The organism is Pseudoalteromonas sp. 20-MNA-CIBAN-0454 (assembly GCF_040308685.1).
Lineage (GTDB): Bacteria > Pseudomonadota > Gammaproteobacteria > Enterobacterales > Alteromonadaceae > Pseudoalteromonas > Pseudoalteromonas nigrifaciens.
Window position 1 is genome coordinate 1 of the sequence record NZ_JBEOOB010000044.1, and the last position, 24,400, is coordinate 24,400.

The 24,400-nt window shown below is 38.3% G+C and carries 21 protein-coding genes; 12 read left to right on the plus strand and 9 right to left on the minus strand.

What is annotated here, in order from left to right:
- Positions 1–696 precede the first annotated feature (696 nt).
- The 8 genes from AAEZ22_RS16350 to AAEZ22_RS16385 all read left to right on the plus strand — a co-directional run bounded on the left by AAEZ22_RS16350 (position 697) and on the right by AAEZ22_RS16385 (position 9,089).
- Positions 697–1,089, plus strand: a complete 393-nt coding sequence (locus AAEZ22_RS16350) for an MbcA/ParS/Xre antitoxin family protein (RefSeq protein ID WP_193039211.1) — start codon at positions 697–699, stop codon at positions 1,087–1,089.
- Positions 1,090–1,257: 168 nt separating this feature from the next.
- Entirely contained in the window at positions 1,258–2,163 is a 906-nt protein-coding gene (locus AAEZ22_RS16355) for a helix-turn-helix transcriptional regulator (RefSeq protein ID WP_193039210.1), read from the plus strand.
- Positions 2,153–3,115 (plus strand): hypothetical protein, encoded by a 963-nt coding sequence (locus tag AAEZ22_RS16360; protein WP_193039209.1) that lies wholly within the window; start codon positions 2,153–2,155, stop codon positions 3,113–3,115. Before AAEZ22_RS16355 ends, AAEZ22_RS16360 begins: the two co-directional genes overlap by 11 nt.
- A gap of 12 nt (positions 3,116–3,127) precedes the next feature.
- Positions 3,128–3,550 carry a TerB family tellurite resistance protein gene (locus AAEZ22_RS16365; protein ID WP_193039208.1) on the plus strand — a complete coding sequence of 141 codons (423 nt, stop codon included), beginning with the start codon at positions 3,128–3,130 and terminating at the stop codon, positions 3,548–3,550.
- Positions 3,537–4,460 (plus strand): DNA repair protein, encoded by a 924-nt coding sequence (locus tag AAEZ22_RS16370; protein WP_193039207.1) that lies wholly within the window; start codon positions 3,537–3,539, stop codon positions 4,458–4,460. Before AAEZ22_RS16365 ends, AAEZ22_RS16370 begins: the two co-directional genes overlap by 14 nt.
- Before the next feature lie 16 nt (positions 4,461–4,476).
- Complete coding sequence (locus AAEZ22_RS16375; RefSeq protein ID WP_193039206.1) at positions 4,477–6,243, plus strand: hypothetical protein; 1,767 nt, start codon at positions 4,477–4,479, stop codon at positions 6,241–6,243.
- 961 nt (positions 6,244–7,204) lie between these two features.
- Complete coding sequence (gene ltrA, locus AAEZ22_RS16380) at positions 7,205–8,479, plus strand: group II intron reverse transcriptase/maturase (protein WP_352298068.1); 1,275 nt, start codon at positions 7,205–7,207, stop codon at positions 8,477–8,479.
- A gap of 325 nt (positions 8,480–8,804) precedes the next feature.
- Positions 8,805–9,089, plus strand: a complete 285-nt coding sequence (locus AAEZ22_RS16385) for an addiction module antidote protein (RefSeq protein ID WP_193038553.1) — start codon at positions 8,805–8,807, stop codon at positions 9,087–9,089.
- A 65-nt stretch (positions 9,090–9,154) separates the two neighbouring features.
- Here the strand turns inward: AAEZ22_RS16385 and AAEZ22_RS16390 are convergent, their stop codons facing one another.
- Positions 9,155–9,526 (minus strand): hypothetical protein, encoded by a 372-nt coding sequence (locus AAEZ22_RS16390; protein ID WP_182683938.1) that lies wholly within the window; start codon positions 9,524–9,526, stop codon positions 9,155–9,157.
- A 523-nt stretch (positions 9,527–10,049) separates the two neighbouring features.
- Here AAEZ22_RS16390 and AAEZ22_RS16395 point away from each other — a divergent pair.
- Positions 10,050–10,664: an acyl carrier protein phosphodiesterase gene (locus AAEZ22_RS16395; RefSeq protein WP_352298072.1), complete on the plus strand. Its 615-nt coding sequence runs from the start codon at positions 10,050–10,052 to the stop codon at positions 10,662–10,664.
- Positions 10,665–10,716: 52 nt separating this feature from the next.
- Here AAEZ22_RS16395 and AAEZ22_RS16400 read toward each other — a convergent pair whose 3' ends face one another.
- Positions 10,717–11,025 carry a hypothetical protein gene (locus AAEZ22_RS16400; RefSeq protein ID WP_011329115.1) on the minus strand — a complete coding sequence of 103 codons (309 nt, stop codon included), beginning with the start codon at positions 11,023–11,025 and terminating at the stop codon, positions 10,717–10,719.
- 366 nt (positions 11,026–11,391) lie between these two features.
- On the opposite strand from AAEZ22_RS16400, the gene AAEZ22_RS16405 reads away from it, so the two are divergent.
- Positions 11,392–11,730 carry a YajD family HNH nuclease gene (locus AAEZ22_RS16405; RefSeq protein ID WP_086997751.1) on the plus strand — a complete coding sequence of 113 codons (339 nt, stop codon included), beginning with the start codon at positions 11,392–11,394 and terminating at the stop codon, positions 11,728–11,730.
- 392 nt (positions 11,731–12,122) lie between these two features.
- On the opposite strand, the gene AAEZ22_RS16410 is transcribed toward AAEZ22_RS16405, so the two are convergent.
- The 3 genes from AAEZ22_RS16410 to AAEZ22_RS16420 all read right to left on the minus strand — a co-directional run bounded on the left by AAEZ22_RS16410 (position 12,123) and on the right by AAEZ22_RS16420 (position 14,011).
- Positions 12,123–13,100, minus strand: a complete 978-nt coding sequence (locus AAEZ22_RS16410; protein ID WP_341255417.1) for a GGDEF domain-containing protein — start codon at positions 13,098–13,100, stop codon at positions 12,123–12,125.
- A 249-nt stretch (positions 13,101–13,349) separates the two neighbouring features.
- A complete protein-coding gene (locus AAEZ22_RS16415; protein ID WP_352298075.1) occupies positions 13,350–13,676 on the minus strand; it encodes an SMR family transporter in 327 nt (108 codons plus the stop codon).
- The gene (locus AAEZ22_RS16420) at positions 13,673–14,011 is read right to left on the minus strand and encodes a DMT family transporter (RefSeq protein ID WP_011329110.1); all 339 of its coding nucleotides are present in this window, start codon (positions 14,009–14,011) and stop codon (positions 13,673–13,675) included. The genes AAEZ22_RS16415 and AAEZ22_RS16420 overlap by 4 nt, the downstream gene beginning before the upstream one ends.
- Positions 14,012–14,113: 102 nt before the next feature.
- On the opposite strand from AAEZ22_RS16420, the gene AAEZ22_RS16425 reads away from it, so the two are divergent.
- Together AAEZ22_RS16425 and AAEZ22_RS16430 are read left to right on the plus strand one after the other, a co-directional pair.
- Positions 14,114–15,016, plus strand: a complete 903-nt coding sequence (locus tag AAEZ22_RS16425) for a LysR family transcriptional regulator (protein WP_011329109.1) — start codon at positions 14,114–14,116, stop codon at positions 15,014–15,016.
- Between the two features lie 173 nt (positions 15,017–15,189).
- The gene (locus AAEZ22_RS16430; RefSeq protein WP_011329108.1) at positions 15,190–15,900 is read left to right on the plus strand and encodes a VC0807 family protein; all 711 of its coding nucleotides are present in this window, start codon (positions 15,190–15,192) and stop codon (positions 15,898–15,900) included.
- Positions 15,901–15,963: 63 nt separating this feature from the next.
- Here the strand turns inward: AAEZ22_RS16430 and AAEZ22_RS16435 are convergent, their stop codons facing one another.
- The 4 genes from AAEZ22_RS16435 to gss all read right to left on the minus strand — a co-directional run bounded on the left by AAEZ22_RS16435 (position 15,964) and on the right by gss (position 24,325).
- Complete coding sequence (locus AAEZ22_RS16435; RefSeq protein WP_011329107.1) at positions 15,964–17,703, minus strand: SulP family inorganic anion transporter; 1,740 nt, start codon at positions 17,701–17,703, stop codon at positions 15,964–15,966.
- Between the two features lie 153 nt (positions 17,704–17,856).
- The gene (locus AAEZ22_RS16440; protein WP_352298078.1) at positions 17,857–20,796 is read right to left on the minus strand and encodes a TonB-dependent receptor; all 2,940 of its coding nucleotides are present in this window, start codon (positions 20,794–20,796) and stop codon (positions 17,857–17,859) included.
- Between the two features lie 850 nt (positions 20,797–21,646).
- Positions 21,647–22,162, minus strand: coding sequence for a DNA starvation/stationary phase protection protein Dps (gene dps / locus AAEZ22_RS16445; RefSeq protein WP_011329105.1), 516 nt, complete (start codon positions 22,160–22,162; stop codon positions 21,647–21,649).
- A gap of 294 nt (positions 22,163–22,456) precedes the next feature.
- The gene (gene gss / locus AAEZ22_RS16450; RefSeq protein WP_352298081.1) at positions 22,457–24,325 is read right to left on the minus strand and encodes a bifunctional glutathionylspermidine amidase/synthase; all 1,869 of its coding nucleotides are present in this window, start codon (positions 24,323–24,325) and stop codon (positions 22,457–22,459) included.
- Positions 24,326–24,400 lie beyond the last annotated feature (75 nt).

A 24,400-nucleotide genomic window follows, 5' to 3' on the forward strand; every position in this document is an offset into this window, starting at 1 on the left:
TTGCTCAATCGGCGTTTAGAAAATAAGCCGAAGGGATAGAAGAATACAGGAGCCGTATACGAGGCCCGTACGTACGGTTCTGTGAGAGGGATGAGGCAAAAGCCTCACCCTACTCGATGTGCGTGGTGATTCGCCATAAATTATATGGGCGTAGGTTGGGAAGAGTGCAACGAAACCCAACGAATCACAAATATACTTACTCGCTCAAAAGCCAAGAGTATGTGCTATTTAATGTAGGCGTTAAGCTTGCTGGCGCGCGGGCGCCAGCCCGAATAAGTATTTGAATAGGTGTTTGAGGTTATCATCACCGATAATGTGGATGCCTTTCGCGCTTTTTAAATATTAGAAACCTTATTCAAGGTTTTGTCGCGCTGGCGACGGCAGCCAAAGAGGTGCTGCCGCTGACCCCTCTCTGGACTTCCCCAGCGCCACCGAGCATCACGCTTAATCCTTCAAACCACAATTGATGTGAACGTAAACGCCATGAAAGCACATCCATGTGCAAGCATGGTTTTCATTTCATCCATGAAATGCATTACTCATCAATTGCTTATTTTCAGGGCATGATGACGAGGGAGGGTGTTAAATGTGAGATTGGTGTTTGGCAAGAAGCAAGATTTATCAGCTAATACCTTAATGTATGAAGTCAAGATTTGACCCCTTTACTTTACTTCAACAACAAGTAAGAGAGAGAATATGGATAAGCATACAAATAATATATTGCAACAAGATCCGAGAAAAGCGGCTCGGGTAGCATTAAAGGTATTTCTAAATATTATGGATGCATGGGGTGTTAATTTAGATCAACGACAAGTACTTTTAGGTAAACCTGAACAGCGTGAATTTAAGCTATGGCAACAAGGTAATATTGAAAGCATGAACAGGGATGTAGTCATACGGATCTCTTACATTATTGGTATCTACAAAGGGTTAGGCTTGATATTTAATGACCGCATTTGGGCTGATAAGTGGGTGAATAAACCCAACCCAGAGTTTAATGGTCAATCTGCTTTAGATTTTATGCTTAGTGGAAATATAGAGCAATTGAAGCAAGTTAGAGAGTTTGTTGATGGCCCATTTAACTCTTAGTTTATGAGAGGTTACTCATATGAGTCATTATTTAGTCTGGCAAACTTTGTATCGTGCAATAAATTAGTGCAATTATTAAAAATATTGTTTACTCTAACTTGAAAGGACACAACCTGACCAATCTAAATGTTAGGTTTAACCCAAGGATTAATAGGGAATAACTTTAGTATGGCAGATACTAAATTAGCTGAGCGATTAGCTGAATTATTAAATATGTTACATGGTGGGCATCACTTAAAATCAAGTGAACTCAGCGCATACTTTAATGTATCAACGCGCACGTTAAGAAGAGATGTATTCGAAAGACTTTCCTTTCTTGATATTCACACGGCTCCATCTGGTGATTGGTTTTTAAATAAAGCGAAACCTAATAAACTTAATCATAGTATTCTAAACTTATTTGCTGAAAAAAGTGGTGTACGAGATCTCTTTCCTTATTTTACTTTAGAATTATTAAGTACCCTTTTTGATGAAGCGAATACTTCTCCTTACCACATTAAAAGCTATGAATATGAATCTTATAGCTTAACTCCAAATAAAAAGAAATTTATTGATTTAGAAACCGCTATAAAAAAGAGCAATACAATCTACTTTTCTTATGGTGAGAAGACATATCAAAAAGTTAATGCTTATAAACTAGTTAACTTTGAAGGCTATTGGTATTTAGCCGGAGTACATAATAATAAGCTGAAATCATTTCACATCTCATTGATGAAAAATATTTGGATTCATAGTGATAAATTTATAAAAGACGTTGAAGTCGAAAAAGAAATTATTGAATCTGAAACGGTTTGGTTTGGAAGCGATGAATTCAAAGTGACATTAAAAATATCATCCTCCATAGCTCATTTCTTTATCAGGAAAAAGTTTTTCCCGAAACAAACTATTGAATCAAAAACCGTGAATGATGAACTTATTGTTTCAACGTTTGTTGTAAATCAACAGCAGTTGTTTCCACTTGTACTAAGGTGGATTCCACATATTAACATTATTGAACCCTCTAAATTACGGGTTCAATTTCACAATCAACTTTTAAATTATATGGGTAACCAAAAGGATATTTATGGATATTAATCTAGCCTTAGTATTTGCTTCAACTGTAGTTGTAGCTGTAATTTGTATTATATCGACAGTTCTAACACATAAACGTATTACGGAGCTGGAATCTAAATCAGTTGAAAAAGCAGATTTAGCTACTACGGAGTTAGATAAGGGGTTATCAAAATTATTAGAGACAGTAATAAAAAAGATAGAGTCTTTTGAAGAAAGCTCAGCCCAGATTGAAAAAGAACATCAATTGCAGGTAGGGAAAAGCTTTGAAGACAGCTTACAAACTCTAAAAAATTTACAAAAAGAGGTCAAGGGTAGCTTTGATAGGCAACTTAATAATGTTACTGAAGGAAATACTATGTTATTAAGCAGCTTAGACGAGTCATTTTCTAAGATGAATGAGTCTTCAAAGAAAGGCTTCGAGTCTTTATCAACTAGTACTAAGGAAGCTGCCCAACTTATAACGACAGCCCTCAAGCGTACAGAGGTAACCCTTAATAACTCCATAATCGATTTAGGTAAAGAGCAGCATAAGGTTGCTTTTGTTAATAATCAAAATCAATTATCTAATTTTGAAACACTTACAACACTTTTACAGTCGATTAGAATTGATAATATTATCGAATTAACAAATGAGCTCGGTAAGCATAAAAAACTTACAGTTGAAACTGAAGATTTTGTTAAAAAACTGGGGGACTGTAAAGTATTAACAATTGAAGACAAGTCTACAGGTCAAATAACCCAAGTTTATTATGAAAACGGCATCAAACGCAGTACAGATACATTTTCTGGTGAGCATTTAAAATATCAAATGTTTTTTGATGGAGACGGTAAAGCTTCGCGAGGCGTGGAGTTAAACACCGAAGGTAATATAGCATTTGAGTATTTATATAATGAGGCTGGTGAAGTAAGTAAACGAATAGAACATGTTTATGATGACTCTGCAAACATTCAAAAAATAGAAAAAAGCTATTAAGGAAGTAAAGTAATGTATTTATCAGAATTAAATGTTGGCGAAAAGAAAAACTTTCTTGAACTTGCTAAATTTGCAATGGGCCTTAATGGGGAGCACAAGCAAGAGGAACAGGAGATTTTTGGCTCTTTTCTTATTGAGTGTGATCAGACAGGATATAAAGTTCAAAAACAAGGCAGTATCGATAGCGTAATTAAAGTCCTCAGTAAATCTTCTCAACAATCTAAACGTATTGTGATGATCGAGCTGTTTGGAATACTTTTAGCTGATGGAGAAGTGTGTGACGCTGAAGAGCAGTTTATAGAGAATCTAGCTAGTAGCTTTAGTATAGATTCTTATGAATATAAACGTTATCAACGCTGGGTAATAGCTATGAATGATATCGTAAGTGAAGGCTATAGCCTTATTTTTAAAGGAGAAGAAAATGGGGTGGTTTAGTAAAGCTAAAAGTTGGGCCTCAAGTGTTTGTAGTTCCATTAAAAATACCGTTTCAAAAGTAGCTGATAAGGTAAAAGAGACATGTTCTAAAGTTTGGAATGCATTTACTGGAAAACATTATACTGATGAAGCTGAGGCTATCTATGGTGAAATTAATGAACGCTACGATAAAGCTAGGAGCGAATATCAAGAAGCCGTTAAGGTAATTGGTAAAGAGATTGAAGAAAAGGTTTCAAAAATTAATTTAAATAAAAAAGAAATTTATGAAAATCAGTTTGAGCGCTTTAAATTAATTGCTAGCCGGATTCATAATGTTACAGTTAAAGGGTTACCTTTTGAAGACTTCTTCGATAGTTCAATTTATGAAATAAATAAGAGTGAAGGTTTACGTAATAAAGATGAGTTAGTTCTAATCAACTTTGATCAGATGGGGTTTGTTGAAACCGCAGGTATGATTTTGACGCTTGGTTTCTTTTCACGGAAAAAAGCTAAAGAATCTCTAGAGAGAGTTAAGCAAGAGCGTGAGCGTGTTTTTGAAGAAATTAAGAAGATGGAGGCTCAACAAGTTAAACTTTCTGTTGTATCTAAATCGATTGATAGTGTTGTTGATTACTTTGCACAATTAATTATGAACTATTCTATTCTATTAGATCGTTTTGAATTTGGTATTCAATCACAAAGAGTAAAACAGTTGTCTAATTCAGATAATGTATACAACTTAAAGTTAGATTTTAAATTATTACCAGTTGCTCATATTGAAGAGTTTCAAGCGCTATTTAACCTATCAATTGTACTTAAGCAAATGGCTAATTTAGGGTACTTAAACAAGGAAGGAGAAGTGGTTGACGAAGATATTAAAATGTCTGAGGTGTTATACCATAAAGTAACAGAAGCTAAACTATCAGCCTGATTTATAGAGGGATCTAATGAGTAATAACAATAAAAAATATGAACAACCAAGTCTTTCTTTTGAAGCAGTAGCATCAAAATTAAATGGGGCGTCGCCTTTGCAGGCTAGCCGTATATTAATTGATATGGAGCTATTTGAACAGCGCTCATCAATAGAGGTTATAGATAGTGTATACAAGGACTTTGAATCAAATCAAAATGTAGTAGATGAGTTAGTTACTCCTCTAGGGCTAAGTGTTCTTGATAGTGTTATTACTCACAAAGACCTAAAGCTGGATAGAACGGGGCTGACTGCTTCTAGACTTTGGGAGGATATTAATTGTTTTGAATATAAAAATGTTCAAGTAAGTAGCCAAGTGTTAAGCGCTAAACAACAACTTAAAGGAAGTCGAAAAATTACACCCGGTAAACGCGGTAATGTACAGAAACATAAATTAGAAGCTCATAAAGTAAAAAATACTAGAAGAGATGGGACTATCAAAAATGACTTGGATGGTAAGCAGTTACATCGCCATGGGCAAGGCTCTTCCACCTTGGATACTGTAAATACTGAACATTTACAGTCATCAGAAAGCTTTCATCGCCAATTTGCTGGAAATGTACTTTTAACTAATGAAAACCGCAGAGTTATTGTAAATAGTGATAATAATTTAGCTAGTATTTCGGAACGTCAAAACAAAATGAAGCTTGATGGAACATTTGTAGATATCAAAGAAAAGAAAGAAAGATTATTAACGAAAAAGAAAAAAAGCCAATTGTCAAAAAGCGAACAAAAAGAGTTAGACCGTATTAATGAGTCCTTTACAGGAAGTAGCCTTGATGCAGGTGTTGCTATGGAGAAAGAGGCTACCCAGAGTAACTTTGAGTCAGCCCAAGGTAGTGCATTAAATAATGTTAAAAATAATACAGCTGAAATTGCTACACAAGCATCAACTAAAGCTGGTGAGCAAACAGGCCATCAAGCACTCGGGCACGCTGTATTATTAATGTTAAAGCCGATATTTTATGAATTCAATGATTCCTTTAAAAATGGGATTGATGCAGGAGTTGGTGAAACTTCCGCTCTTGAAGGTTTAAAGGTTAGACTCAAAAGAGTTTTGCAGTATATACGTACGGAAATAGTTCCGACTTTAACAAAAGCACTAAAAGATTTTTTTGATAATTTTTGCAAGGTTGTAATAGATAGTATCATTGGTTTAGCTACTGGTATTTTTAAATCAATATTGACTATATTGATAGAAGGTTTTTCGGCTCTAGTTGGAGCATTCAAAATATTAAGCAAATCATCAAATGAAATGAGTGGCGCCCAAAAAGCAGATGCCATTTTGAAGCTTTTCTCTGCGACAGTAGTTACATTTGTAGTGTTTTACTTTGAGTCGTCTATTCTTCCAGCTATTCCAATTCCATTTTTGCGAGATATTGCGCTAGCATTACTATCAGGAGTAGCTTCCTCATTGGTTGTATATGTACTAAATAAAGCTGATATTTTCTCTACTAAATCAGAACTACGAACAAAACGAATTAAAGAAATTTTTGAAATGCGAGTTCAGCAAATAAAAGAAAATACTGATGCTTTTGAAACCGCTAGTTTACAAAAGCTCGCTGAAGATAAACTCAGATTTAAGGCTTTATCTGAGAGCTTGACTCAATCAATTCAAGAAGAGCAAGACCCTAATGATGCTGTATTAAAAATAGCTGATTTTTTGAAGGTTGAATTATCAGTAAAATCTACAGATGACTTTTTAAAAATGTTGAAAACACAGGATTCATTGGAAATAGCGTAGTTAAACTTTTATTCCCAAACTATAATAACTATCGTTTGGCTGGGGCTATTAAATTGTACAAATATTCCCAATCTATAATTAAAAGTAATGAAACGAAAAATGCGGTCTAAAAAGCTGTATTTACCCAATCTATAACAACTCTGATCATTGAAAAAATTTCTACTGTAGAGTGGAAATTTATCAAAATTATAAAAGCTGTTGCAGTAATGCAACGGCTTTTTTGTTTGCCCAGCGAAGCTGGCAAACCCGATAGGCTGAAAGATGCCTTATCACCCTGACTAAGGGGAAGATAATCTGAATGGCAAGGGCGTCACTGGCCAACGGTGGGGTCTGAAGGAAGCCATAAGAAGTTAGAGGTACACAACTAACCGTAACCTGTTTCGGCAGTATTGGTGGGTCAGCGTGCAAAATAGCGCAACGCCCTATACTTAGTCAGACCAATACTGTGCTTGAGGGTGGGATTTCTAACAGGGAGCCAGTGCAGTAACTGGGGAAGCCTGGCATCTAAACTTAGTGTAAATAAGTGGCCTAAACTCAAGGGGAAACCCAAGGTTTAACGTCGGTGTGAGGTGGCAGATGAACCCGTAGTAGTGAGTAAGGCTAGGCCGATGAAAGCCAGTAATGGTGTGGAGGGGAAAACCAAGCCGACCATCAACATTATGTTTGATGGGGTCAATTTTAGCCAAAAGCTTTAATTGATTGCGAAGGGGGGAAGTATTCTTTAAGCGTATGAAAGACGAAGACTTTTGTTTATCGGCTCACAAGTATTTCGACGGAAATAGCCAAGACATGACGGCCAAGCAGGAATGTAGACGCTGAGAATTGAAGGGCGAGCAATGGAGTAATGGCTGACCACTTAGGCAGATTGCCAAAAAAAAAGGCTAGCACACCTAATGTCATCATGAAGATTCAGCGATAAGTAGAATGACACGAGCAGACATACCGCAAGCAAAGGCAGAAAATGACAGTTTACTACAGCTTGTACGGACAATTATTAGACATTAATAACCTGTACAAGGGATTCAAAAAAGTGAAAGCAGCTAAAGGAGCGGCCGGAATAGATAGGCAGTCCGTAGGCGCATTTGCCCTGAATTTAGAAGTAAACTTAAAACAACTGCAACTTGAGCTGCAAACCAAGCAATATAGGGCACAACCTGTCAAACGGGTGGAAATACCCAAAGATGATGGCGGTGTCAGAATGCTAGGTATCCCCGCAGTTCGAGACCGAATAGTGCAACAAACACTATTGAACATACTCCAACCGATATTCGACATCGACTTTCACCCATCGAGTTATGGGTACAGGCCGAAACGAAGCTGTCATGACGCTATCAGTAAAGCGAGTGTATTTATCCGTAAATACCATCGCGACTGGGTCGTAGACATGGATTTGTCGAAGTGTTTTGACCTGCTTGATCATGCTTTGATAATTAGCAGTGTTAGACGCAAAGTGACGGACAGTAGTATTTTAAAGCTGATTAATCAGTTCTTAAAAAGCGGGGTAATGATAGGCGAACACTGGGAGGCTAGTACGATAGGAAGCCCACAAGGTGGCGTAATTAGCCCGTTATTGGCGAATATCTACCTAGATGCTTTCGATCAAGAAATGAAAAAGCGTAATCACCGAATAGTGAGGTATGCAGATGATATCTTGATTTTGTGCAGCACAGAAAAAGCAGCGCAAGAAGCACTTAAGGCATCGACCCAAATACTAGAGCGAGACTTGAAATTAACCGTGAACCAAAAGAAAACCCATATTGCTCATAGCAGCAAAGGTGTGAAGTTTTTGGGAGTAGAGATAGGTAGCCAGTGGACACGGATACAAGCATCAAAACTCATCGTGTTTAAACAAAAAGTGAAGCAATTAACAAAACGTAACGGCGGCATAAATTTAGCAGAAGTAATAAAGCGGCTAAATCCAGTTGTGCGCGGTTTTGTAAATTATTTTAGTATAGCCAATTGTAAGCGAGAACTAAAAGCCTTGGCAGGTTGGATCAGACGAAGACTAAGGGCAATACAGCTGAGGTTGTGGAAGAAGCCATCAAGGCTACATCGACGACTAAAGCAGTTAGGGAAAAAGCCACCGTTTAAGTTCATAAAGATGAACTCGTGGCGTAACTCAGTAAGCCCTTTATCTTGTGTATCGATGCCAAACCAATGGTTTGAGGAGCTTGGTTTATATCCAATAGAAAAAGTGAATACGGGATGGCTTGCTTTATCAGCGTTTAGGAAATAAGTTGATAAAATGTGAAGGGTACAGGAGCCGTATACGAGGTCCGTACGTACGGTTCTGTGAGAGGGATGAGGCATAAGCCTCACCCTACTCGATGTGTTTGGTGATTCGCCATAAATAATATGGGCGTAGGTTGGGAAGAGTGAAACGAAACCCAACAAATCCCAAATATACTTATTCGCTCAAAAACTAAGAGTATGTGTTATTTGCCGTAGGCGCACAGCCTGCTGCCGCGCGGGCGTAAGCCCAAAAGTTATAAATAACATTGTACGCTTGTAGTCTTTAGGCTACATTTGTTCAGCAAGTTGAATAAATTAGAGTAATTATTATGGCGCTACAAACATCAGATTTTAACCCGTTTGACTATATAGAAACACAGCAAGAAATTAATACATTTTTAGAAGAGTGTTTAGCTGATGATGATCCAAATACCTTTATCGAAGCACTCGGCTTATTAGTTAAAAAACATGGCGTGAGTGATATTGCTAAAGCAACGGGGTTAAACCGTGAAAGCTTATATAAAGCGGTTAATGGTAAAACCAAACCACGTTGGGAAACTATTTTTAAAGTGATGAAAGCACTTAACTTTCGCCTTACAACGCAAATAGCGTAGGTTGAATAAGCGGCGCAGCCGTGCCATCCGACAGTTCACATAATTGCTTAAATAAACTTAAGAGCTTACGCTTCAGCCCCCAGTAAACTATCAATATAAGCGAGTTCTTCGCTAAAAATACCACTAATGAATGCACTTTGTTCGCTAATTACAGCGTCATGAGGTTGGGCTTTATAGTCTTGTTGGCACCTGACAAGTTCGGTGGCTAACCATTGGCATGTGTTGTTTGCTGTATTTATGGCTGTTTTTAAAAAAGATGACCATTTTATTTTTTGTAGATTAAAGCGGTATAGCGCGACAGCAATTAAGCTATAGGCTTGTTGCTTGGGCGATGGTGCGTTATTGCTCTTTAATGTGTAGCTGTTTAAAAGCTTGGTGCTGATAAGGGCTTGTTGCAGTGCGACTTGCTGTAATTGGCTTAAAAAAGTAGTTGTCATAACGTGTTGTGCCTCTGTGAGCTTAATAACCTGAGCTCCGGATAATAAACTTATCTCAAGCAGCTATTTTCAGCACTAACTGCGTTGAATTTACTTGCAATAGGCCAGCTATTGACGCGTAAATTCGCCTAGTTTTCACTAAAAGCCTTTGGCTAGAGAAAATAAAATTAAATATAAATATGATTCAATACGTTAGTAAATCTCTTAACCAGAGTTCAGGTTTAATAGTTAAGGTTAAGTAAGGCGTTTTATGACTCATGCAGTACCGAAAAATACAGCAACATTGATAGCAAAATAGGGCTGACTCTTTACTGAATTAATCAAACATAATTGTAATTGGGTGGGGAGCAGGTTTGTGTTGTCTTTTTTATGGGGAGCGCAGGAGCCTGTGTTTTATTGGTGAAAAAATCACGAACTAAAATATCATTCCCTTGAAGCTTAAAGCCTTTCACTTTTCCTTTATATGAATTTCATCTACAACTGCGTTATTATCTAAAAGGTATTAACCAAACCCGAGAACACGTTGAATTATTTAGCTCATCTTTATTTAGCACAGCCTACGGCCGATTCGCACTTTGGTAATTTACTGGGCGACTTTGGTGGTCAACGGCATTTAAACCAGATACCTATAACGGTAAAGAATGCGCTCGATAATCACTATTTAGTGGATAAATTTACTGACTCTCATCCTATAGTTAAAGAGGCTAAACAGTATTTTTCACCTAAGCGTAAGCGTTTTGCAGGGGTGGCTATTGATGTGGTGTTTGATCACTTTTTAATTATGCATTGGCAAAAATATAATCTACAGCCATTAAACGACTTTAAACAAACTAGCTTTGCGCTTTTGCATAAGCGTATGCTTGTAATGCCGCTGCGAATGCAGCACGTTGTAAAACACATGACCGACAACGATTGGTTTAAAGAGTACGAAACCCTTGATGGGGTAGGGCTAGCACTTGATAATATAGCCAAGCGCATTCGCTTTACTAATACCTTTGCTGGTGCTGTTGATGATATAGCAAAGCATTATGATGAATTGAATGTTGTATTTTTAGCATTTTTTCCGGAGCTGATTACGCATGTAAATCAGTTTAATCTTGAAAACGCTAAAAACATCCGTGGGTTTTATACTTTATAGCCGGGGGATTTAATCCCCGAATCTACTTTTTATCCTCGGTAATAAACCTGATTTAGCTATCGGGTGCTTCTAATGTAAATACTAAATGTTTACGCATATCTTTTAAAACAACGCCTTTTTTTAGCATGGCTGCGCTTAAGCGTTTTTGCCATTTTAATAACTCTGGTTTTGCTGCAGCTAAGGCTTGCTCGTTGTCAAATTGAAAGCACAGTAATAAGGAGCCAGGGAATAAGTGATATTGAACGTCAAACCAGCATTGCAGCATACCAGGGAGTTCTGCTAGGCCTTGTTTTTCGAGTGTATCGGCAATATTAAGGACAAGCGCTTGCTGTTTTATTTGCACTGCAGAGAGTTTTTTCATTGTTTTATCCAAGTTGTAGGCTAACAAATACAGCCATAAGTGCTCATTATACCCAAGCTTTTAGGTGAGCAACAACTTTGAGGATAGTTAACCTAAACTCTGGATAATAAATTTATCTCAAGCAGCTATTTTCAGCGCTAACTGCGTTGAATTTATTTGCAATAGGCCAGCCATTAACGCGTAAATTCGCCTTATTTTCACTGAAAATCTCTGGCTAGAGAAAATAAGTTTAAACATCATTATTATTATTCAATGTGTTAGTAAATATCTTAACCAAAGCTCGGTGGTTAAAATAAAAGGCGCTGTTCAAAGTGGTTTTTAAAGGCTAATCTGGGCTTATTGTAAAAAGACGGTAGTAATAAGTTAATGAGTAAAACCACGAGTGGTATGCAGGCTTATCAGCAGCAAGAAGAAGGTTATCGAATTAAAGCGTTAAGATTGTACCCTTGGGTATGTGGGCGCTGTGCACGTGAGTTTGAGTATTCTAATTTACGAGAGTTAACGGTGCATCATATTGATCATGACCATAATAATAACCCTGATGATGGTAGTAACTGGGAGTTATTGTGTATTTATTGCCATGATAATGAGCATAATAAATATCACGAATATGTGTTGTACGGCGGCACTACAGAGCAAAAAGTGGTGGCGGCTACACATAACCCGTTTGCCGACTTAAAGGCGCTGCTAAACAAAGATAAATAATGGGTAAAGCCATTTTGGCCAAGTGGTTAGTTTAGCTTACTTATTTCAAAGCTTTAGGGTCTGTTTATCTTTCAAGGTTAAATTTGCAACAGTGTGTTTGGTATTTAGGCAAGGCAGAGCCTATGTGGTGTGGTTATTCCCCATAAATAGGCGATAACGCAGCATTAATGCCAAACATGCGCTGCCCGAAGGGGTCTTAGGGGCGATTAACTCTTTGTTAGGGGCATGAGCAGGATGCAAAAGCTTTGCTCGGTTTTTACTTATTTACACATAGATGTAAGCCAGTAGAATAACGCAGGAGCAGTTACCGAGCCCACTAGGTTACAAATCTCGCGCCGCGATTAAATCGCTCCTAGTTTGAACGAATTTTAATCCGCAAAGGTCAGCAGACCCTAATCGTTACTAAATACGGCGCAGTCGCGGCCTTGTTTTTTTGCTTGATACATAGCATCGTCGGCGCGTTTAAACCAGCTAGCAACTGTGGTGCCCGGTACCCAAGCTGCAACACCAAAAGATACAGTAACTGAGTTACCTGCAGGAGTTTTTAACTCATTTTTTATTGTTTCGCGTAGCTTGTTTATAAAGCTAACTTGCTCTTTGGGCGGGATTTCGGGAATTATTAGCACAAACTCTTCGCCACCAAAGCGGTATAGCTTATCTGATTCTCTTATATGTGAATTGGTAATTGACACTAATTGCTTTAGTACTCTGTCTCCTTCGGCGTGGCCGAATTCGTCGTTTACCTTTTTGAAAAAGTCTAAGTCTAAAAACGCTAATAAATAAGTGCTGTTATAACGCTCTGCTCGCGAAATGGCGGCTAGTGTATCGTCGTTAAGCGCACGGCGATTTAATGCGCCGGTTAAAGGATCGGTACTGTTTAGTTCTGCAAGTAAAGCAAGCTGCTTGTTGCCAAAAGAGGCATATACAAAAGCACAGGCAGCTAGCATTAAGTTGGTTGTAAAGTAAGAGTTTAGTGGCATAACATCGAATAAATTAGGTATGCTCGCAATAATTGCCACATTGCTAAGGGTGAGTATGAGCGCTTCTATTGGTTTAACTAAAAAAAACGTAACGGCTACTACCGGATAAACCCATAGCATACTGTTAATGCCGTTGGTAATTATAATGGCAATAACGCCAATATTAACAAGCAATGCAATAACGGCGCTAATAACGCGCGGCTTTTTAGTGTAATGGGCATAACCGACTAAGGTTAAAATACCGCTTACAATGGCTAAGTCAATTAGCGCTGCGACTATGTTATTTTCTATAAAACGAATAATAATAAATGGCGTAATACCAAATACTGACACAATACTGAGTATAAGCAGAATAGAAAGCTGATGTTTTTCTTGTAGTTGCTTGAACATAAATGCCTCAAGGTAATAAGTATAATAATGCCAAACCTAAACTAGTGATAGCTTAAGCAAGCGGTGCGCTTTTAAGTTTTTATTTACTACTTTGTAGGTTGGCACAGCGCAACGTGTTACAAGTTATAGCGTTGCGCTATAAAATAGTCAACTAAGTTAGAAGTTTAGCCTAAAGTTAACTAAGGCAAAACAGCAGGAAAAACTAGCTTGAACTGCAGAGCACTTTAGCTAGTTTTTAATAAGAGGTATTTACGCGGGGCCAACTAATTGCATTGTCACAATAGATAAAATAAGTACTGCTAAACCAAAACAAACAACCCAGTTTAATTTATGACCAAACAACAACCAAGTTGCCAGCGCAGTACCGCTAATTGAAAGAGCTCCCCACGTGGCGTAGGCAATAAACAGTGGGATGCCTTGCACAGCGAGGGTGAGTAAGGCAAACGCGGCCATAATAAAAACAATGGCAAGTATGCCAAAGCGTTTATGTTTAAATCCGTGCGACATTTCTAAAAATACGTTGGCGGCAATGTCAAAAATTACTGAGCCAAGAATATAAAGCCAATATATTGTCATTGTTTTTGCTCTTGCATAGCGTGGCCGCTGTTAATTATAACAATGCCGATAATAGCTAATAAAAGTGCAAACATTTGGCCAATAGAAATAGCTTCGCCTAAAAATACAAATGACACAGATGCAATTAATATCATCCCCAAACCTTCCCAGAAGGCGTTAGCAAGTGCGATAGGAATTTTGCTGGTGGCTTGGCTAAGAGCAAGATAAGCTAAGCCAACCATTAAAGTTACAAATAAGCTACCTAATAGTAACTGGTCTTCGTTTACCAGCCACTTCATTACTGTTGTACCTATAACCTCAAGAGTTACAGCTATTATTAAATATATCCAATGCATTTTTCCTGCTCTTAATACTAAAACATTGTGCGTATAATACTGCTTATTATTTTTATACTATAATTGCTCAGAGTCAAAATAATTGACACTAAGGGGGGCTTGATGAAATTAGAGTCGTTACAGTACTTTGTGATGATTGCACAAACCGGCTCTATTGCTAAGGCGGCAGCGCGCTTGTCGGTTAATCGTAGCACTATGAGTATGGCGCTATCGACGCTAGAGGATCAGTTGGGTACTGCGCTATTTATTCGCACTGGTAATAGTATGCAATTAGCCCCCGCGGGTGAAAAAATAATTGACGATAGCATTCGCTTAATTAACCTTGCTGAGAGTATTAAGCACCGCTGCCTGCACGATGACGAGCAACTGCCACACCGCTTAGTTATTGGCCGTGATGATGCTTTACCCGAAGCCTTTTGGCGCGAAATTATTCGCAGTATTCGCAAGCGCTACCCAGGTATATCGTTAGAAATGCACTATGCGAGTGCAAATGCGTTGCAGCAAATGGTTGAAGAGGGCTTTATGGACTTAGCTTGTTGCTTAGATCAGAGCTTGTATGCAAATACTCAGCTACCTTTACAAGTTTTGGGCTGGGTGGCATTGCATATGGTTATTGCCAAAGATCATCCGTTAACGCAAATGCGCTATGTAAGTAATGAAGACTTAGCCAGTGTGCCGCAAATTGCTTATTTAGATTTAAGCCAAAGTGACATTCAAACCAATGTATCTGAGCGTTACGATATTGCGTTAAGTAGCTTTGAGTTAATTAGGGATGCAATACGCGACAAGCTAGGTTGGGGTTATGTGCCAGAGCCATTATTAAAAGGGTTTCAACCACAAGAGGTGGCGCGCATTGCTCATGGCTATAATGTTTCGTGGCATGGGTATGTGGCTATATCGCAGCAAGTAGTTGAAAACGAGCAGCCAATAATTCGTGATATTCGCCGCCTTATTAGCGATCAGATGGTGGCTTTACCTGGCATCGATATGAGTTTGCCTGCGTAATAGAGGGCTGTTTGTGCTCTTATACACAAAAAATAATTGCTCCCTTTCGGCTTTTTAATCAATACAAAAACGACAAGCTAGAATGGCGAAGGTATTGCGAGTATTATAGCCTTTGGCAGTAGCGAAGAGGTGCTCTTTTCGTCTTAGCAATAATATATTAATGGAAGTAACGAATGACAACCAGTGGTCAAAATAACAGTAAAGGTAAAAAAAACAATCCATTATTTGAGGTCGTTTTTAATATTATAGTGCCTTCAATTATTTTAATGAAGTTTTCGGGGCCTGAATATTTAGGAACCGTTGTAGGGTTAATTGTCGCGCTTATATTTCCTGTGGGTTACGGTATTTATGATTTTATTAAAGCACGCTCGTTAAATTTTATTTCATTATTAGGTTTTTTAAGTACTTTATTAACGGGTGGCATTGCGCTGTTTGAGCTTAATGTAGAATGGTTGGCAATAAAAGAAGCGGCTATACCGGGTATTATTGGCCTGACTGTTTTAATGTCGGGTTTTTTTGGTAAGCCATTATTGGCAAAGGTGCTGTTAAACTCGATTTTATTTAAGTTAGATGTAATTTACGATACGTTAGATGCGCGCGGTAATACCCAGCGTTTTAAGCAGCAAATTACCAAGGCTAATTATATTTTAGCGCTTACTTTTGCTTTTTCATCAACTATGAATTACGTGCTTGCTAAGTGGATAGTGACCAGCCCTGCGGGTACGGTAGAGTTTAACGAGCAGCTTGGTGAAATGACCTTGCTCAGTTACCCTATTATTGCTATTCCGTCTATGTTGGCAATGATTGGTATTTTCTTTTATGTGATTAAAGTAATTACTAAATTAACCGGCATGAAGTTTGAACAAATGGTTCATTCACAGTAATTTAAGTTACTAAGTTTTTAGTATAAAAAGGCTTACAACTATGTGTTGTAAGCCTTTTTGCGTTTATAGCGGCTCGGGTTTTGCCTCATTGGTATGAGCTTCAAATAAGGCGACTTCGTCGGTAGGCTGGCTTACGCTATTTTTTTGTAGCGCAACATATAGATCGGAGTGAACATAAATGCCATTTTTACCCGATACCATTCCGGCAATTTCAAACCACGATAGAAGCTGGCGTTTTCTACCTGCTAGCTCAAGGCTAATGCCACGCTTTTTAAATATAACGTCTAAATCGGCAAGCATGGCCATAACGCTTAAATCTAAATGGGTAAAGCAAGGTACGGCATCAATAATAACGCATTGGGTATCGTCCTTTTGTTTTGCGTATTGCTCAAGTAATCTGCGTTTAAAGTAACTGGCATTAAAGTAAGTTAATGGCGAATTAAAGCGGTAAATAAATACCCCTTGCACGGCTTTTGCTTTATCGGTGGCATCTAAGCTTCTTACCACGCCTTTTATGTCTACGCCTAATATGTTGTCGGTAGGGCGCATTACGGTGCGAATAAATTGAAACAAACCCAGTAATACAGCAAGCGTAATACCCGGAATAACACCAATAAACAGCACTGCAAACAAGGTGGCTAAGGCAAGGTAAAACGCCTGCTTATCTTTAAACTTTAGTTGCCATACCGCTTTTAAATCTAACAAATGCACAGAGGCAATAATAAGTACCACGCCGAGTGCTGCACTAGGTATAAACTCGAGCGGGGCGGTTAAAAAAATAGCAATAATAGCAATAATAGTGGCGGCTATAATCGACACTAATTGCGTTTTACCGCCATTAGCGTCGTTAACCGCGGTGCGAGAGTCGGCGCCACTTACGGCAAAGCCTTGCGACAACGCAGAGGCGAAGTTGGCAATACCTAGGGCTCTAAACTCTTTATCTGCATCTATGTCGTAGCCATTTTTTGCGGCAAAACTACGCGCTGTTAGCATCATACTTACAAAGCTCACTATGGCTAAGTTAAGTGCCGGCACAACTAGTTCACGAATAATACCAATATCAAATACAGGGGTGTTAAATACCGGCAGTCCGCCGGTTACTGTGCCTATGGTTTTAATATTAAATTGCTCTAAATTAAAAAACCACACTAATATTGCGCCCAAGGTAATGGCAAACATTGATGCGGGCCACGTAGGCTTTAGTCGTTTCATAACAAAGTAAATAACCACAGTAAATAAGGCCATTAATAAAGTGGGAATATGGGTTTGTGATAAATAAGTGGGCACACCCCCTAAGCGTTCAAGTAGGTATCTTTCATCAAAGGTAAAACCAAATACTTTAGAAAACTGACCCACAATAATAGTTATGGCTACGCCGTTTAATAAGCCCATTAAAATAGGCTTAGATAAAAAGTCTGCTAATACACCTAATTTAAATTTACTGGCTATAAAACACCAAAAACCAGTCATGGCGGTCATGGTTACAACTAGCTGCCAGTGCTTAAAACTGTCGCCTGCGGCAAGCGGGGTAACTACTGCAGCTATAACTGCACAGGTTGCTGCATCGGGGCCAACTATTAATTGTTTTGAGGTGCCAAAAAGTGCATATAGCATCATGGGTAGTATGCAGGAATACAGCCCAACTGCAGCATTAACACCAGTTAACTGTGCATAAGCAATAGCAACGGGTAGCGCCACGGCGGCAACCGATAATGCCGCTCTTAAATCATCAGCAAACCATTGTCGTTCATAATGAAGTAAAGTATTTAAACCCGGCATAAAATTATATAAACGCGACAGCACTACCTTTCCTTATTAATAGTAATTGCTCTTTGATATTAAGTTTTATATTAAGATAAGTATAGCTAGGGAGAGTGTTTTTTATGCAATATAAAGCTACTATTATTTAGGCATAAAAAAGCCTGCATAAAAGCAGGCTTTAGCCTTCAGGGAAAATTAAAATTTAGCGCGAATGCCTAAGCTATAACGGCGATCCGCCTCAGTGTACTTCCAAGCACCGCCTAGTTCAGATAGGTAGATTGAAGGTTCACCGGTTAAGTTTGTTGCGTTACCTACTAGGGTAAAGTTTTCGTTAATGTCCCAACTTGCAGAAAAGTCTAACTGGCCTCTGTCATCACGGTAATTATTACCATAAACAGTACCGTCTTGTGAAATGCTGCCAGTTGAGTTAATGTTTTCTACGCGTTTTTCGTTTTCAGTACTTAAGAAACCGTCACGGTAGTTATAAGCAAGGCGAGTAGAGAAACCTTCGTGTTCCCAAAATACTTGTAAGTTATAAGTGTTTTTAGAAATGTCTAATAATGGGTTGCCGTTTGGCTGTTCGCTGTCTGCGTAAGTGTAGTTTGCATTAATACCCAAACCAGAAAACGCACCCGGAAGGCTTGTAAAAAACTGCTGGTAACCTACTTCAAAACCTTGAACAGAGCCGTTTTCACCGTTAATATTTTTAACGGTATCGATGCCGGTAAGCCCTGCATCTCTAAGGCCCGCAACGTGATTAAAACCATCAGCATCTACAGGATAGTTAGTTGCATCAGAGTAAACCATATTATCTTGAGATACGCCGGCAGTATCAAGCTGACATACTTGGTTCCACTGTGTTACGTTTTGCAGTGCAGCGGTAGTTGATGAGGCAACACACGTGCTTTCGTTGCTTAAAAATGACTTAACATCTTTATAAAATAGTGCAAAAGACAATACGTTACCTTCGTCAAAGTAATGCTCTACAGATAAGTCGTATTGGGTTGCGCGGTATGGTTCTAAATCAATAGCTCCTTGAGTTGCACCGGTTCGGTCGTTATTTACGTCAAATGCAGGGCTTAGCTCGCTAAAGTCGGCTCTGCGCATAACTTTTGCCGCAGCAAAGCGAAATAGTGTTTCGTCTGAATAGTTATATGTCACGTTTAAGCTAGGTAAAAAGTCGGTGTAATCATTTTCACCCGTCACTTTTACACCGTTTTGGTAAACACTTGACTCAAGATCTGTTGTTACATAACGAGCGCCCACAATGGCTGTAACGCTATCAAAATCTAAATAAGCCGATATATAAATTGCAGCGGTGTCTTCAACTACATTTTTGTATGCGCTTTCTTGAAACTCTTGATTGTCGTGTAAGCTCCCAGTAGACGCTAAATTAGTGCCTGCTAATAGTTGCTGTAATTGAGCATACGTATTACTTGGGTTAGATAAGCCATTATAAGTAAGGAATGTTAAAAGATCGTTTTGACCAGAGTGACCCAGTTGATTAAAAGAGTTATCGTGGCTCATAGTTGTAAAACTGCCAGGGAATAGGGCGTTATAATCATCGGCCCATAAAGTTGCTAATGACCCATCTGAGTCGTTAATAGCGTTTTTATAAATATCTTTAATTTCTACTTTGTATTGTTCATATTCGTAATCACGTTTAGTAGCGCGAACACCTGCTTTTACTTTAGAGATCCAGTTTGCACTGCTTAACGGCTCAAACATTTCAATATCAAAACGAACCGCTGTTTCATCATTATTGGTTTTTCTATCTTCACTTTTGAATGTTCTTAATGCTAAGTTTTGTGGATTAGTAAATGCAGTTGGATCTGAGTGTATAATGCTTGGTAAGCGATTACCGTCTTGTGAAAATGCGCCATCATATAAATGGTTTACTAAATCAACACCGCCACTGGCTTCAAACGTCGATTTTTCGATTGGACGCAATGTAAATTCTGAGTCTGGTCTTATGCTTTCAGAGGATGCAACAGCAACTTCACCAGAAATTTTGATGCTATCGGTAAGACTCCATTCTGCACCAAGTGCATTTGAAAACGAGTCAGTATCACGAAAATCACTGTATGTTTTAGGAATACCAAATTCGTTAGTTAACGTATAGTTATTTACGCCGTTAGCGTCTTGTGTGGTGTTTGCATCTGTTGATAGTGAACCTGCTACACCTAAAATAGAGTTACCAGCTTGCTCACCAGAGCGCTTAGTACCACTTAAATCAAGGTATACCATGCCATTACCCGAGTGTGGTGCCCACTGAAGTGATAAATTTACAGCAGTACGTTCACGTTTCTCTACATATTGCTCAATACTGTGCTCATCTCTGACGATGGCGTTACCGCTTGGTGTGTTTCCTTCTTGAGCGTTAATTACTATGTCTTGAGGTTTTACGCGGCTAGACGTTTCGTCTTGGCGAATTTCGCGATCTTGATATGAAAACATAGCAATGGCACCAAACGTGCCTATTTCATCAAAATCCCAATTATTACCAACAGATCCACTGAAAATAGGCGCTACGTTTTCGGTTTTATCTGCATATTCTGCATCTAATGACATGGCCGCTGTTAGTTTATCTAATTCTAATGGGCGAACCGTTCTTAAACTAACCGTACCACCAAGTGCGCCTTCAATCATATCGGCAGTTGGCGACTTAACAACTTCTACTGTTTTTAAGAAACTTGATGGAAAATCTTGAAGGCTAATGCCATCACGAGAATCGCCAATAGTAGAGCGACCATTTAATTCAACCCGGTTTTGCGGTAAACCACGAATCGAAACACTATCACCCACACCAAAGTCAGAATTAATAGATACACCAGTAATACGTTGTAGGGCTTCGGCAATATTATTGTCTGGTAATTTACCAATGTCTTCAGCAACAACAGCATCAACAATACGACCGTCAGTACGTTTAAGCATTGCAGCTGCTTTCATACTGTTAAGAATTCCTTTTACTTCAATAACCTCTATGTTTTTATCTGCTGTGGCTGAGGTGTTTTCAGACTCTTGTGCAGCTAAAGTAGATGATGTCATTAAAATAAGTGCGGCCGCGCTAATAAGTGCAGGATTACTTTTATGTTGTTTATTGATTAGTGAGGAAGTAATTCGATTAAGCTTCATGTATCTCTCCCGTTTGGGTAATTGTGTGTTGATGATGCGCTTTGGTTTACCAATTTTTCAGCGTTTTACTTTTTTTGGTAATGCGTAAAGTGTGGTTAAAATTAGTCCAATTAAGTTTTAATTTCAAGCTTTGTTTACCAGTAATGTGAATTTGGTATTACAATTTTGGTTTCTTTTTGTTTAATATTTAACAAATTTAACAAGTTATGTTTTTAATTTATTTTGTAATCGCAGTTAAAAAGTTTAATTTAATGTTGGTATATAGGTTTGTTATTGCTATTTATTAATTATAATTTTTAAAAGCAAGGTGAGTTTAACCTTACTTATTTGGGAAGATTGGGGTTTTAACCTATAAAAAATTCATTGTTTTAGATAAGAAAGTGCTGATAAGTACCAAGGCGATAAAAAGAAATTAACTTACTGAGGGTGTATGAGGCGTTTATTTAAAATAAGAAATGTAAATTACTTACTGGTAATGGCTTTGTAGTTTTTATTTTAAGTTTAAAACTTAGTTGGTTAACCAATTTGGTTGCTAATATAAATAAAATATCGACTGGTAATAATAGTATAAAATTTAAATGCAGATGTACGAGGGGTTAATCGGGGGAAGTTCTTTTTTATGCATTTGCTGAGCGTGACAATATTTAATGGCTACTTGAGGGTAAACTTTTTAAGAGCAAAATGCAGATACTTTGCTATGTATGATGTGCAATTATTTTAGTAGGTTATTATTTTAGTAAGTTATTAGCACTTAAAAAGCCCGCATTATTAATAATGCGGGCTTTTCTTAATTTTAAATTATTAACTAACAATAAATATTTAGCTATGTATGCCAGTTATAATAGTGCACCTACTTTTGTAGTTCACCTGTTGATGATTCAAGGTGAGCACGAATAAACCATTGAAATTGCTCTAGCTCAGCTAGTTGGCTGGTGATCATATCCTCAGAAACCGGATCAAGATCAGCAAGCGTATCTATGGCTTTACGATGATCGCTATTAATACCGCTATATACATTATCGAGTGCACTTAAATGCTCGGTAACGAGGGCTTTACCAATTGAGTACTCGTCCCATGTACGGCGATCAACAATTGATTTTGGCGTACCAACAGGTACTCCACCTAGCGTTGCGATGCGCTCAGCAATGGTGTCTGTCATTTCGCGTACAACCGCAACTTGTGGGTCTAGCATTTCATGCACGCCAATAAAATTAGGGCCAACTACGTTCCAGTGAATATGTTTAAGGGTAAGTTGTAAGTCAATTAGCGCAACCATACGATTGTCGAGTGTAGAGATAGTTTTTTCTGCTGAATCGTTACTCATACCTGGAGCGGTAAATTTAGCTGTTTTGTTACTATTACTCATAATTTCTCCTACTTAATTATTTTGCCCATTAATTACTATATGAACATACTTTACTTTATTTAAAGCAATCACCATGCCGAGAAGGGATTTTAAATAAAGTTGTTTATATACAATCAGATAGGGTTTTCAATATGAGGGGAAGAATGATGTTAAATATTACATATTTGAAAACTATGCACTTTTTTGTAAATTATGCACAGTGTAATAAATATAATAGCTAAAGGGCTTAGCTATTATATTTAATACTAAGCCCTAAAACTAAGCCCGCAAAGTATTGTTTATTAATTTGACGAGTTATTCAATCCGCAGTGCCATACAGTCACTATTGCCATTAATAATCATGCTTTTATCGACTCGCACACCCGCACCAGAATATTTTCCTGCTGTGGTAAAACTGCATATTTGTACAAAGTAATCGTCTACTTTTGGTAGCGCAAATAATTGCTGATATATTTGCTCTTGGGATGCAAAGTGTCCGGCGGTTTCCTCAATGGTTTGTTGTTGCTGATCGACTAGTTGAATATTTGCTCCGCAGCGGCCAACAATGGGTTTTACTACATAGCCGGTTTGTAATAATTCATCACTGAGCTCAAACGCGGTATTGAGCAAATATTTATGATTAGGAAATAAACTCCACAGCACCGGTAAGATTGCTTTATTACTGGGGATCAGTGTCCATAGTGGTTCAAAAACCATGACATTTTTACGCAATAATACATCAGCCAACCGCGGGGTTTCTCCTGCTTGCCATTGCGGCTCAAAATTATGATTTTGAGCTTGATCAGCCTCGCATTCTTCACGAATTTGCTCAAGTGCAGTTTCCCACGACCAGGTTTTCCATACATAATTAAGTTTATTGCCATCGGCATCAATAATATTGCCAAAGGCATCCCAAGACAGAGTATTTAAACCAATAATAATTTTGCACTCAAAACCTGCTGCCGCAATTGTTTCTTTCATAAATAAAGCGTGGTAATGCTCTTCTGGCTCGTCATCTTGAAGAATATGAACTAAACCTTTTACTTCACTTTTTCGCCACGCTTTTACTAAGTCTTTAAATAAATCTTGGCCTGCATCAATACCCGTTTTAACCCCAAAGTGCTTTGCCCATTTACCCTGAACTTTACCGCTTTCCATATAACACGAAGCGGAGTCGCAGTTGTATTCATACACTTTTAAGCCTGCGGGGGTTAGTGCAAAGTCAAAGCGACTGGTGATCAATTGATTTAAGCGGTTATCCCACGATTGACGAATTTTATTGAGTACTACTTCAGGTAAATTAAACTTTTTTAATAGCTCAGGGTGCTGTAACACATAATCGGTGGCATGCATAAATAAGCCATGCAGCTCATTAGTGGCGTGCTCAATGGCTTGTTGGGCTGTGTGTGAAATAGTAAAGTAGCTATGTTGATCCTCTGCATTGGAGGTAAGCTTGTGGCCTTGCATCATGTCTACATAGGCGGCTTCGTCATCATTAGCAATATTTAACCATGACTTTGCAGCTTGGCCTGTATCGGCAATATAATTAGATTTTATTGTAAATAAATCGGTGTTTATTTCAGTGGTAGGTTCTGCGTGTTCAATTTGATCAGTTTGGGTCATCCAGCCTAAAATAGTTGCATCGTTATAAGAGCATTCAATCCAATAGTCGCCATCTTTGGTTATTTTAGCTTTAAGCTCGCGGCACCAATTTTGACCTTGTGGCCATGTTTGATGGCCAACATTTTGCTCAGCAAGACGAATTTTATCAGGATGAACTTCTACTACAATGGCAACATGGCCGGTTTCTTCAAACTCACCACCTTCTTCCCAAATAAGTAAACTACCAACTTGAGGGTGATGCTTTGCGCCATTTTTAAATGCTTGTAAGGGAAGTCTATTTTGGCTGTTAACTTCACGTACTGAGCGTAGCTCAAAAATATCGTAAGCCATGGCTATGTCATCAAAAATATAACCATGATTGAGATACATCCAGCGCCTAGCAAATTCAACGCACTGCCATTTATAACCCATATAAATGCCATCTAAATAACTGCGATAGGCACTGCGGTTAGGGTAAATGCTTTCGTCGGCAGAGTCATAGTCAGACGAGTAAACAGCAACATTACCAGGTGCGTAACCTAATAGTTCACCAAAATCACGAGCTGGAGTGCTAGTTTTCATAACAACACGCCCTGAGGTGGACAGCAAGCACTAAAGCTCACTTTCCACCGCAAATTTTAACAGCGGTGATCCCTT